The organism is Veillonella sp. ICM51a (assembly GCF_000524355.1).
GTDB lineage: Bacteria > Bacillota > Negativicutes > Veillonellales > Veillonellaceae > Veillonella > Veillonella atypica.
The window spans coordinates 1-13,032 of record NZ_JAPX01000015.1; the positions used below are offsets into that span (position 1 = coordinate 1).

Here is a 13,032-nt window from a genome sequence, read left to right on the forward strand (position 1 = left end):
TTTACCTTGAATTTATAATCTAAGTGCAACTAAAAAAGATTCATGGCTTTCTGATAAAATAGTGTTTGCAAAGACATCTAAAAATCAGGAGGAGCCATGAATCATTATACTCATTTTACACTAAAAGAGCGCGAAATTCTAAAACATTTTATTGATATAGGAAAAAATCAAACAGAAATTTCAATTTTACTTGGGAAAAATAAATCGTCTATATCAAGAGAAATCAAAAGAAATAGTCAAAATGGCGAGTACATACCTTGTGAAGCCCATGACAGATATAAAAATAGACGCTTTAATTGTAAACCAAGAAAAAAGCTAGATAATCCAAGTCTATATGAATGTGTAAAGAATTTATTTTTGAGACATCAATGGTCTCCGGAACAGATCTCCTCTCGATTGAAATTTGAAAATTCAAGCTTCACTATTAGTTACAATACAATTTACAGGGAAATATATAATGGTCGTTTTGATGAAAAAGAATTATCACATGGAAATAGAGGAGTTGTTCGCAAACTACGACATCGTGGTAAAAGTCGTCATACAAAAAATTATGAAGAAAGACGTGGAAAAATTCAAATTAGTAATTTAATTACAGATAGACCAGCTCCTGCAAATAATCGAGAACGATTAGGTGATTGGGAGGCTGATACAGTTATGGGGCAGACTGGTAAGGCTTGCTTAGTAACATTAACTGATCGAAAAAGTAGGTATCTGCTATGTAAAAAAATTGCAAAAAAGAATGCATTTTTAGTCAAACAAGCGATGATTAAGCTTTTAAAAAATCAACCTCTAGAAACAATAACTCCAGATAGAGGGAAAGAGTTTTCTAAACATGCAGAAATTAGTCAGGAGTTGAATTTAGTAGAATTTTATTTTCCATTTCCACATCATCCTTGGCAAAGAGGAACAAACGAAAACACCAATGGATTGCTTAGAGAATATTTCCCGAAAACTGTGGATATTAATCAATCAGATAGCTATGTTGAAGCAAAAATGAAAGAAATAAATCTTAGGCCGCGCAAATGCTTAAATTGGAAAACTCCATACGAGGTTTATCATTCAGTAGAGTTGCATTTGACTTGACAATTCAAGACCATAAAAAAAGATACTGTAAAATGCTTGCAATATGATAAATTTGTGATATGATTTGAACTACATTAGAAAGAACTATTTCTAATCCTGAAATGGAAATAGTAGTATAGCTATACATAGTTGAGCTTAGCTGTAGAGGTTTAGCCTTGTTATAACGAGCTACTTAAGCTATATAGAGAAGGAGAATTACAATGGCAGAACAACTCGTAAATGTTCATGATTTAGTGGGCAGATGCCCCTTTGCAACGAGTCAAAAGTTATTAGCCGGCAAATGGTCTTTATTGATCATGCACGAATTAGCCGAAGGTCCTGTGCGCTTCCGTGAGTTAGAGCGCCGATTGCATCCAATTACGCAGGCTACACTCACTAGAGCATTGCGCCAAATGGAAGATGATGGTTTAGTCCATCGGGAAGTATACGGCACCATTCCACCAAAGGTAGAATATAGCCTTACCGAAGTAGGTGCAGGCTTTAAAACCGTTCTTGCATCTCTTGAAAAATGGGGCAACCAATATATCGACTACATGAAAGCCGCTGGCCGCATATAAGAAATGCCAGCGGCATTTCTTATCCCTGTTTTACCAAAATCGTTTTGTATTCTTTATTATACCTAAATTCGGATAGAGGTTTATGTAGACGAACCTACTCCCTAAAAATCGACTTTTGTCGCTAAACAAAATTCGTATTCTTTATTATACCTAAATGTCTCTAATGTACTGAGTGCAGGAAGGCCCTGTTTTCAAAAAACGACTTCTCTCCTAAAAATCAATTTGTATTCTTTATTATACCTAAATGTTTCTAATATACTGAGTTGAGGTAAAGAGTGCCCTGCCAAAACGACTTCGGGCTCCGCGAAGCGCAGTAGCGTGTCGGCTTTGGCAGAGCACTCTTTACTACATCCTCAACCACGTATATAGAAAAATATGGTATAATAAAGAATACGAATGATATAAATTCTCAGTAATATAGAGGTATTGATAACGATGTTAGATGTAACATTTCTCGCACACAGCGGCTTCCTCGTAGATGATGGCAAGCGCTGCTATGTGTTTGATTATTATAAGGATCCAAACAATATTGTTTGGCAATTGGCAAAGCGTGGCCGTGAATTGTGGTTTTTTATTAGTCACAGCCATGCAGATCATTTTAATCCGTCTATTACGGAATTTGATGGTCCTCAAACGCGTTATATTTGCCATCAAGATGTGCCATTAGAAGGTAAGGTAAGAAAATGTATTACCATGCGACCTGGCCAAGATGCAAATCTCGATGATGTAGGGATTCATATGTACGGTAGCACCGACGAAGGTGGTTCTTTCTATGTAAAAACGGATACTGCAAATATCGACTCTGACTCCATATTCCATGCAGGTGACCTTAATTGGTGGCATTGGATTGGCGATACGCCGGAGAATAATGCGGATGCAAAACGCATGGCTTGGCGTGAATTTAAGGAACTAGAAGGTCTATCCGTAGATGTGGCGATGTTCCCGGTAGATAATCGTTTAGAAGATGCCATGGAATGGGGTGCTATTGAATTCTTACGCCGCGTGCAGGTGAAAAAGGCGTTTATTCCTATGCATCTAAATGGTCCACTATGGACGCCATCCGTGTATTTTAAAGCTCTCTTTGGCGATGTTCCTGTATGGGAGCCTCAAAAAGATGGCGATGAATGCACATTCTAAATATACTTTCACAAGTTGTAGTTCGTGAAAGTTCGTGACTTATGTGGTCACTACGTTGTATGGGGAGAGTCTATATACGTAATTCAGTAAGTTAGGATCAAGTGATGATGAAAACTAAACCAGTGGCAACCACATTGTTGATTGTCATGGCTATCATATTTTTAATTTCATACCCTCATAGGCACGATGCACTTTGGGCGTTTATCATGCACGTTTCGGGGGCCGCGATGATTGGCGGTTTGGCGGATTGGTATGCAGTGACAGCGCTCTTTACAAAGCCTTTAGGTATTCCTTTCAAAACGGCTATCTTGCCGCGTAGTAAAGAACGGTTAATACAGATTGGCCGGACCATGCTCAGCGAAGAATTACTTCGGGTGCCACAAATGTACTATGCCATCAAACGAGAACGCGTTATGGTGCGTATCATCGAATATGGCATGAGTGATGTAGGGCAAAAACAGATGAGAGAACTCTTATACGGCGTTGGCAATCAGGTATTATCCCATATGGATATTGAGCCGATGCGTAAGGAGATTAATAAGGCTGTTTATAAAGGGGTATCCAATTGGAAGGCCACACCTCTCGTTATTCTATTCGGTCGTTGCATGCTGGAACGCCATACGGCTAGCGTGTTTTGGCTTTATTTTAATCGAACTTGTCAGCGTGTTATCGCGTCAAATCAGGTGTATCCATATTTGAATCGCGTCATGCTAGACATTATGAAAACCTATACTAAGGATTCATTCATGCGTGAACTAGCTATTGCCTTTGGTGGTGATGGGCTTTCACCTGAACGATTAGTTGATACGGTACAGAAAAAAGCAGTTCAGTTTTTACAAGACAACGAAGATATCGATTCGCCATTGGGACGCTATATATGGGGGCAGGCCATTAGATTTTTCAATAATTTGGAAACTAATGAGGAATGGCAGGCTTTCATTGAAGAACATAAGGACCAATGGGTTAAAATGGTCCTCGAAGAATGGGAAGGCAAGCTCATCGATGGGGATACGCTCGATTGGGTGCGCCTCATGGATATTGTGCTCGAACGATTTAACGTGCTCGGCAGTGAAATACTTCTAAATCCTGAGAAACAAGCGCCATTTGAACGATTCTTCTTGTTGCGTAGCATTCCATGGCTACAAAAATTGAACCCTCTTATCGATCGTGTGGTGGGCGAAGAACTATCTCGTTATTCACCGGACGAGATTACGCACATTATACGCGGTAAAATGTATTATGATTTACAAATGGTTCGTATCAATGGTTCACTTGTGGGGGCCGTCCTCGGCGGGCTGTTCTACGGCGTTACCCTCCTCATTAAGGGGGTGATCGGATGATACGATATATTAAATCGCTTACCTTGAAACAGCGAGCCAATGGGATCTTTGGCTTAATGGTCGTGCTCTACTGTTTTGTTTTTGTAGGCCAGTTTTTCTTTGATCATGAAAGCTGGTACCAGCCGCTCTATTGGGCGGTACAATCTGCTCTTATCGGTAGTGTGGCGGACTGGTTTGCCGTGACTGCATTATTCCGTAAACCTTTAGGATTTCCGTATCATACGGCTTTGATTCCTCGCAATAAGGAACGCTTGATCAATGGTGTAATTAAGCTGGTGGAAACGAAGATGCTAACGCGAGATCGCTGCCAAGTGCTATTAGGCAAGGTACAATTCGTACCTTTATTTGAAAAATTTCTACTGTCTCCAGAGGGACAGCGGGCCGCACGCCTTGTCATTCATCAGGGATTACATTTGTTATGGAAATCTCAAACAACTGAGGAATGGGCACAGTGGGGGGCTAAGCGCATTCGTGCATTGTTAGAAAAACATTCCCTCGTACCTGTGTTAAAGCATGTATTACTTGATTTATGTGAACACAATCGCTATGAAGGCATGGTTGTACAGGTCTTGAATGTGATTCAAGAGCGTATTAACCATCCTGCTATGGTCACCTGGCTTACGGCCGTAGTTGCAGAGGAAGCACATAAGAAAAAACGAAAGGGATTCCTTTCTGATTTCTTGATTTCCTTGTCCGAGGCCACTGATGTTGTTAATTATCGTGAAATGGCAGAAGCCATTGTAACAGAGGCGTATGCTATGTTGGAAAATTGGAAACGCCCTAATAGCCCTGAGCGGACAGCATGGCTTCGTCAGTGGGTAGATCCGATTCGCCACATAGAGGAAAATCATGTGGTCTGCGATGCTCTCGATGAGGCCTGGGAACGTTGGATACGAGAACAAGATTGGGAATCTATCATCGAGAACCATTTATGTCCATACGTTGAGGAGTTACTTGTTGAAGGCGATGAAAATGGCGAAACGCCAGCTCAAGTTCTTGTAAATATCGCCCTTGAACTTTGGAATGTATATGGTCAATCTGAAGATCTTCGTAATCGCATTGAAACTACCCTCCACGATATTGCACGGTATGTGCTAGAACAAGGGTATGATCTCATCGAAACCATCATACGCCAAGTATTAGGCGGACTTAGCACCGATAAATTTATCTACTTTATCGAGTCTAAGGTAGAGGATGACCTCAGCTGGATTCGTATTAATGGTGCCATTGTAGGTGCCGTAGCTGGCCTTGTGGTATGGAGTTTTCTTGAGTACGTCTATGTACCATTATTAGCTTTACTCGGTTAAATACCTTGTCTAGTTTACAAGTAAATTACAGTATTTACATATACGAAAATAAAACACCCTTCTATATGACGAGTGCTTCTCGTAGTTGAGACTTGTCATATAGAGGGGTGTTTTTATGTACAACGTATTACATTATTCTATTAATGCTTCCGATAGAGGAAGGGTAATGGAGAAGGTAGTAAATACACCTAGCTCACTCTTTGCCGTGATTGTACCGTGATGTAAATGAACAACCTTGTCTACGAAATAGAGGCCTAAGCCTATACCGTGATTAGACTTTTTATTTCGTGATTGCTCTGTTTGATACATACGGTTGAAGATTTGTGATAGATTATCTGCCTCGATGCCAATCCCGTTATCGGTAACCTCAATAATCAAATATAGATTATTGCGCTTGGCCGTGATATTGATGGTCGACTTTGTGAATTTAATAGCATTGTCGATAAGATTCGTTACGGCACGACGTAAGGATACTTCGTGGCCCGTAATGATTAAATCACTATCAATATCAGCATTGATGGTGATATGCTTTTCCGCACAAAGTCGAGTGTAATCATGTATCATGTTTCTTAACATGGTACTTACATCCACAGGGGCTACATTCATTTCATAGTTATTTTCTAACCGTGCTACATCCAATAATTGCGATACGAGGGATGACATGAATTTTGCTTGCTCTAAAATATGGGTCAAGCCTTCTTGCATTTCCTCTGGTGTTCGCGCATATTTGATGGCGTACTCACTTTCAGCTTGGATAACGGCAATAGGGGTGCGCAATTCATGAGATACGTCAGAACTGAATTGCTTTTCCCGATTGGATGAATCTTCGAGGCCGGATAACATGCGGTTGAATGTGGTCGTCAACTCATAGACTTCATCCTTCGCGATTTCCGGCAATTCAATACGACGACTCAAGTCGTTGTTTTTGCCGATAACCTTTGCTGTGTGAGTCAGTTTACGCAACGGTTTTAGGCCTTGTTTTATGAATAGATAACCACCGATAGAAGAGATGAGCAACGCCACCAAATTGACAAGCAATAAGGCGTATAGGATATCTCCGTTTTTATCCGTAATCTTTTGGCTCGTAATAGCCCGTAAGAAACCTCGGTAATTCGGTGCGTTGATAGGAACATCGTAATAGTAAAATGTCATACCATTGGCTTCGATCTCACCAACCTGTCCAAGCGATAAATTCGATTGATTTGGGAATCCATCCGGTAAATAGCCTTTCGTAATTAATCCATCTTGTGTGTAAACGAGATAGAATGTGCCATCTTCATAAGGCTTAAACTTGCGAATGTCCGTAGACATGATGAGCGTTTGTTGTTGTAATCGATCTCTGATTTCCGTGCTGCGTGCCGTGCCCATATAGTTATAGTAGAAAATGGACATGGAAATTAGAAGGGTAATCAGAAACAACGTATACCACAACATGATTTTAAAGGTTAGTGGTATGCGATTCCACAGGTGCTTAAATGCACCGGACATAGAATTAAGGTCGTGACCTTGTTCCTTAGTTTTCTGTTTTGAGGACATATCCTACTCCACGAACGGTTTGAATCAATTTCACATTTTCATCCGTGTCAATCTTTTTACGTAAATCCTTAATATATACATCAATTAGATTAGAGTAGCTTTCATAATCGTATTCCCAAACATGATCTAGAATTTGTTGACGGGACAAAACGATATTTTCGTTGCTTGCTAAATAATACAATAAATCAAATTCTTTAGCTGTCAATGTAATCGCTTCGCCATCACGCTTTACCGTACGTTGCGGAACGTTGATTGTCAAAGGACCAACCTTGATATCATTTTGTGCATGACGTGCGTTACGACGTGCTAACGCATAGATACGAGCTGTTAATTCTTCAAGATCAAAAGGTTTCACAAGGTAATCATCGGCCCCTGTATTGAGACCTGTAACCTTATCTTGTAAGGAATCCTTCGCCGTTAATAATAAAACAGGTGTTGTATTACCTTCGTTACGCATTTGAGCCAATGCGCTAATGCCATCCAATACAGGCATCATGATATCCATAACGATGACATCATAACTAGATGTATTTACATAATCGATAGCTTGTTGACCGTTGAAACATGTATCGACAGTCATATTTTCAGCACGCAAATATTTGGCCGTAATACCATTCAGCATTTCTTCGTCTTCTACAAGTAAAATCTTCATATGTTTGTTCTCCTTATGTATGATTAAATTATATAACTCTCTCTTAATACAACTTAATTACTAATCAGATCCCATTTTGTGAAAGCTGCAACACATTAGTAATTAAATTAATATTAACATATTTAAGTTATATTATATAACTAATTTATCTATTATCATACCTTATACAAACGGAATGAGTGAAAAATGAATGTAATAAATGGTAAAACCTTATATATTCATATATATAGTGTGTGTAAGCACTACTATATAAGTTTTATCTAGTATAATTAGATTTCATAAAATGAAGTATATCGAAGATTGCCGTATATGCATAGATAAGGGTGATTTTACCGATTTTGAAAGATGTAAGGAAAATCACAATAAAAACTTATGATAATGATTATCAAAAGTGAAAAGTATACTAAAATCGAGAGGTTTTAATATACATAAGCTATTTAAATTCCGTGTATTTTTAGTAGGAATTTAAAAATTTTGATAACAATAAATGACCTTATTGGGGTGGTATAGTCGGTAAAACATAGTATTTATTGGTCTCATATGGTTATCTATAAAGTAAAAAATTCGGAACCGAATCAATATAAATGATATACATAAAAATAAATAGAATTTCCATTTAATATAATCAGAATGTTCAAGATTCATCTACAAAAATATGAAATGATATAGAGTATCAATTAAAATCATCGAAATTAATTATGCATAATAAGGTTTAGACATACGGGGCAATGCTCTCTATAATTATAAGTAAAGCTATAAGAAAAATCGCACAAGTGTGAGGCTTTTCTTTAAGGAAAAATGATTAGGTTATCAAAAATTTTTATAAGGTTTTTGAATCTAGATAGTCTAAGAAATTTTCTTTTTATAGGTAGTTATGAGGAGGTCATTATGGAACAGTTTGATGTTCTAGTAGTAGGTAGCGGTGGCGCTGGTCAACGCGCGGCTCTTGAAGTAGGTCGTCGTAAAGGCTTAAATGTAGCACTTATTACTAAAATTTTCCCAACCCGTTCAGCAACAGCAATGGCGCAAGGCGGTGTCAATGCATGTTTGAACAACGTAGCAGCTGAAGATACAGTTGAAACACATACTTTCGATACAGTAAAAGGTTCTGACTATCTTGGTGACCAAGATGCGATCGAATTCTTCTGCTCTCGTTGTCCAGAAGGCGTACTTGAAATGGACCACATGGGTGCTCCTTTCTCTCGTACTCAAGAAAATAAAATTGCGCAACGTAACTTCGGCGGTCAATCTTATCCACGTACTTGCTACTCTGCGGATAAAACTGGTCACGTTATTTTGCACACAACTTACGAACAATGCTTGAAAGAAGGCGTACACTTCTTACAAGAATGGTACCTTTTAGATCTTGTTAAATCTGCAGACGGTCATGTTGGTGGCGCTGTAGTTTGGAACATGAAAGAAGGTCGCGTAGAACAAATTAAAGCGAAAGCTGTCATCTTGTCCACTGGTGGTGCAGGTCGTATTTTCTGGACTCGTACTACAAACCCATTCCTTTCCACAGGCGATGGCATGGCAGCAGCTTTCCGTGCTGGTAACGGCTTGAAAGATATGGAAATGATCCAATTCCATCCAACTGGTCTTGGTCGTACTGGTATCTTGATGTCCGAAGCGGTTCGTGGTGAAGGTGGTTACCTTCTTAACTCTGAAGGCGAACGTTTCATGAAAAAATATGCGCCAAATAAAATGGAATTGGCATCCCGTGACGTTGTAGCGAAAGCAATCGAAGATGAAATCGCTGCAGGTCGTGGTTTCGGTTCTGGTCTTAACGCATATGTAGTAGCTGACCTTCGTCACTTAGGACCTGAAGTTATTCTCGAAAAACTTCATGGTATCCGTGACTTGGCAATGTGCTTCGAACACTGCGATCCATTGACTCAACCAGTACCTATTCGTCCTACATGTCACTATACAATGGGCGGTATCGACGTAGTGGACTACAAAACTTGTGCATGTGAATTGCCTGGTTTGTTCGCTTCTGGCGAAGCTTCTTGTATCTCCATCCATGGTGCTAACCGCTTAGGTGGTAACTCCTTGGCAGACGGCGTAGTATTCGGTAAAGTATCCGGTGCTGGTGCAGCTGACTATGCTGAAACACATGAACAACCTAACGTAGATGCAGAATTAGCTGCAGCTGCAAAAGCTTGGGAAGCTAAATTCACTGAAGTAACAACTCGTGAAGGCGGTCGCCCAGTTGTAGAAATCCGCGATGCATTGGCTGATGCAATGTGGAATAAAGTAGGTATTTTCCGTAATGAAGATGGTATTACTGAAGCATTAAAAGAAATCGATCAATTGATCGAAGATTACAAAACTTGTTATGTAGGTGACCCTGAACGTACTTACAACATGGCATTCGTAAACTATTGTGAAATCGGTTCTATGTTAACAGTAGCAAAAGCTATTGCAATGGGCGCTTTACACCGTCGTGAATCCCGTGGCGCTCATATTCGTGAAGACCATCCAAAACGTAATGATGAAAGATACTTAAAACATTCTTTGATCAAATTAGGCGCAGATGGTCAATACGAATTAACTGAACGCGACGTAGTGTTCACTAAATACGAACCACAAGAAAGGAAGTACTAAGATGAGACAAATCACCTATCATATCCACCGTTACCAACAAGGTCGCGCGTTTGTACAAACTTTCAAATTCGACTATGAAGCTGACCGTACAATTCTTTGGGGCCTTCAAAAAATTAAAGATACTCAAGATCCAACATTAACATTCTTGGCAGCTTGTCGTTCCGCAGTTTGTGGCGCTTGCTCCATTCGCGTAAATGGCGAAGCAATGCTTGGTTGTGAATCTAAAATCGATGAATTGACAGAACGTTATGGTACAGATGAATTAACTATCGCTCCTATCGGCAACTTCCGTGTAATCCGCGACTTAGTTGTTGATTGGGAATCTAAAGTTGATCGTTTGAAAACAGTTGCTCCTTGGATTTTCCTTAAAGCAGAATTCAACGAAGGCGACAAAATCGTTCGTCAAACTCCAGCTGATTTCAAAAAATTCGTTGCTGGTACAGAATGTATCCTTTGCGGTTGCTGCGCATCCGAATGTAACAAATTGACTGCACGTCAAGACGATTTCTTGGAACCATATGTATTCACTAAAGCTAACCGTTTCGTATTGGATAGCCGTGATGATGCACCTATGGCTCACATTCAACCTGCTTATGACAATGGTCTTTGGAAATGCGTTCACTGCATGAACTGTATCTCCCGTTGTCCTAAACACTTAAAACCTGCTCAAGATATTTCCAACATGCGTAAAGAAGCTACAAAAGCTGGCCTTACAAACAACAAAGGCGTTCGCCATGCAGTTGCTTTCAAAGAAGACCTTTACAAAACTGGTCGCTTGAAAGAAGTTTCTATGAGCTTGAAATCTGACGGTGTTGTAGATTCCGCTAAACAAGCATTCTATGCATTACGTTTGTGGAAACACAGCAAAATTAATCCTTTCGAACTTGTAGTACCTCAAAAACCAGTTAATGGTATTGATGGTGTTCGCAGACTTATGAAAGCAGCTGAGGAGGTAAGCAAATAATGAAATACGCATTTTTCCCAGGTTGCGTTCTTGAAAGCGCTGCCAAAGAAGATTACATGGCAACTGTTGCAGTAGCTAAAAAACTCGGCATTGAACTAGAAGAACTTGACGGTTGGACTTGCTGCGGCGCATCCCACGTTCAAGATATCGCTCCAGAAATTACATTAGCTACAAATGCACGTAACATTGCATTGGCAGAAGAAAAAGGTTTGAACCTTTTAACTGTATGTAACACTTGTACTTTGATGCTTCGTGAAGCTAAAAACGAATTAGACAATAACGAAAAAGAAAAAGAAGAAGTGAACAAAAAATTAGCTCAAATCGGTAAACAATACCGCGGTACAACTGATATCACTCATTTCTTATGGGTATTGATCCGCGATTACGGTTTGGATAAATTGAAAGAAAAAGTTGTTAAACCTTTAACAGGTTTACGTGTAGCTGAATACTATGGTTGCCATATTCTTCGTCCTCAAACTGAAATGGGCTTCGAAGACTATCAAATGCCTACATCCTTAGCAGATTTGATCTCCGCTATCGGTGCTACACCAATCGACTTCTCCCGTAAACTTGATTGCTGCGGTTTCCATGCTGTATACCCTGCACACGATTCCGTAATGCAAATGACTGGCTCCATCAACAAAGATGCAGCTACAGAAGGCGCAGATTGCGTAGTAACTCCTTGCCCACTTTGCCAAATGCAACTTGATATGTTCCAAAAAGAAGCAAAAGAAGTTGTTGGCGGTGGCAAAGATATGCCAATCTTGCACATGTCCCAATTAGTAGGTCTTGCTCTTGGCATCACTCCTGAAGAAATGGGCATGCCTAAACGTCACTTAACTGATACTGCAGCAGTGACAAAATTTGTAGGTTAATTCGTTTTAATTTAGAGTGCCTCAGTTGGCTTATAAAATCTAAATTAAACCTATTATCATAATTACCGTAAAGACCCCCTGGCCTTGGCTAGGGGGTCTTTATTTGATACATATATGGTGTTTATTATATAATAAATAGGTAAGCATTGATGACATTAGGAGGTCTCATGAACGAAGCCTTATTAGAATATATAGACCATAAATTGAATAACGAAGATTTGGGGCGCGTATTCCCAGTCACCTTTCAAGGTGATGAGTATTTTGTAAAACGCGCTGTAGGTAATAACCGGTCATCATGGATTAAACCATCCCCTCGTGCATCCTTTGACCATGAGTTTTATATGATGAACTTTGTGCGTACACAATTGCCATTAGCTCCGGAAATTGTAGGCTTTCGAGAAAATTATTTCGTGACACCGAATTATGGTAAGAACTTGACCTACTATGGCCATTTACCGCAGGAGCATCCAGAAGATAGTTCCCTAGAAGATATGGCTGTTCATATTTTTTATGCTTTTGGTAAAGCTCTCGGCATGCTCCACGATTACGGTATCGCTCATGGTCGCCCTGCATTACGAGATATCGTATACAATCCAGATGCGGATAGCGTGATGCTCCTTGATTGGGAAAATGCACGCCGTTGGCCAGAATTCACGCCTGCTGGATGGGATTTACTGATTTTTATTCATAGCTTCATCCGCGAAGGAGATTTACCAAATACCTACCTATATGCAGCTATGAATGGTTATAGCTCTGCACGCTGTGCACGGGATACTGTTCTTCATGTGAAAGAAGTGTTACACAAGCGTGACTATCTATTTAAATTCTGTCGCCTGTTGGAACCGTTCCATTTTGTAGACACAGAAGCAGCCGTAAAATCATTTGATTTTATACAAGGACTAAAAACTGAATAACTGTGTATGACTAGTTGATTCTTGCAAAAACAGAATGCTAAGGATGCCCCGAATGGCCCT

Annotated in this window: 11 protein-coding genes; 9 read left to right on the plus strand and 2 right to left on the minus strand. The window is 39.7% G+C overall.

The genetic code is table 11. From position 1 onward, the window contains the following. The first annotated feature begins 96 nt into the window (after positions 1-96). The 5 genes from HMPREF1504_RS01830 to HMPREF1504_RS01850 all read left to right on the plus strand — a co-directional run bounded on the left by HMPREF1504_RS01830 (position 97) and on the right by HMPREF1504_RS01850 (position 5,424). Positions 97-1,083 (plus strand): IS30 family transposase, encoded by a 987-nt coding sequence (locus tag HMPREF1504_RS01830; RefSeq protein WP_038122762.1) that lies wholly within the window; start codon positions 97-99, stop codon positions 1,081-1,083. A gap of 200 nt (positions 1,084-1,283) precedes the next feature. After that, a complete protein-coding gene (locus HMPREF1504_RS01835) occupies positions 1,284-1,640 on the plus strand; it encodes a helix-turn-helix domain-containing protein (protein ID WP_038122956.1) in 357 nt (118 codons plus the stop codon). Between the two features lie 435 nt (positions 1,641-2,075). Next, positions 2,076-2,777: an MBL fold metallo-hydrolase gene (locus tag HMPREF1504_RS01840; RefSeq protein ID WP_038122959.1), complete on the plus strand. Its 702-nt coding sequence runs from the start codon at positions 2,076-2,078 to the stop codon at positions 2,775-2,777. Positions 2,778-2,881: 104 nt separating this feature from the next. After that, the gene (locus HMPREF1504_RS01845) at positions 2,882-4,117 is read left to right on the plus strand and encodes a DUF445 domain-containing protein (RefSeq protein ID WP_038122961.1); all 1,236 of its coding nucleotides are present in this window, start codon (positions 2,882-2,884) and stop codon (positions 4,115-4,117) included. Beyond that, entirely contained in the window at positions 4,114-5,424 is a 1,311-nt protein-coding gene (locus HMPREF1504_RS01850) for a DUF445 domain-containing protein (protein WP_038122962.1), read from the plus strand. The genes HMPREF1504_RS01845 and HMPREF1504_RS01850 overlap by 4 nt, the downstream gene beginning before the upstream one ends. 132 nt (positions 5,425-5,556) lie before the next feature. Here the strand turns inward: HMPREF1504_RS01850 and HMPREF1504_RS01855 are convergent, their stop codons facing one another. Beyond that, positions 5,557-6,960: a HAMP domain-containing sensor histidine kinase gene (locus HMPREF1504_RS01855; RefSeq protein WP_038122963.1), complete on the minus strand. Its 1,404-nt coding sequence runs from the start codon at positions 6,958-6,960 to the stop codon at positions 5,557-5,559. Further along, on the minus strand, positions 6,938-7,612 hold the full coding sequence (locus HMPREF1504_RS01860) for a response regulator transcription factor (protein WP_005378137.1): 675 nt from the start codon (positions 7,610-7,612) through the stop codon (positions 6,938-6,940). The genes HMPREF1504_RS01855 and HMPREF1504_RS01860 overlap by 23 nt, the downstream gene beginning before the upstream one ends. 888 nt (positions 7,613-8,500) lie before the next feature. Here HMPREF1504_RS01860 and HMPREF1504_RS01865 point away from each other — a divergent pair. The 4 genes from HMPREF1504_RS01865 (at position 8,501) to HMPREF1504_RS01880 (ending at position 12,972) form a co-directional block, all read left to right on the plus strand. Next, positions 8,501-10,219, plus strand: a complete 1,719-nt coding sequence (locus HMPREF1504_RS01865; RefSeq protein ID WP_005378196.1) for an FAD-binding protein — start codon at positions 8,501-8,503, stop codon at positions 10,217-10,219. 1 nt (position 10,220) lies between these two features. After that, positions 10,221-11,183 carry a succinate dehydrogenase/fumarate reductase iron-sulfur subunit gene (locus tag HMPREF1504_RS01870; RefSeq protein ID WP_005384576.1) on the plus strand — a complete coding sequence of 321 codons (963 nt, stop codon included), beginning with the start codon at positions 10,221-10,223 and terminating at the stop codon, positions 11,181-11,183. Beyond that, positions 11,183-12,058: a CoB--CoM heterodisulfide reductase iron-sulfur subunit B family protein gene (locus HMPREF1504_RS01875; RefSeq protein WP_005378080.1), complete on the plus strand. Its 876-nt coding sequence runs from the start codon at positions 11,183-11,185 to the stop codon at positions 12,056-12,058. Before HMPREF1504_RS01870 ends, HMPREF1504_RS01875 begins: the two co-directional genes overlap by 1 nt. Positions 12,059-12,225: 167 nt before the next feature. Continuing rightward, positions 12,226-12,972, plus strand: coding sequence for a hypothetical protein (locus tag HMPREF1504_RS01880; protein WP_038122965.1), 747 nt, complete (start codon positions 12,226-12,228; stop codon positions 12,970-12,972). The last annotated feature ends 60 nt before the right edge of the window (positions 12,973-13,032 follow it).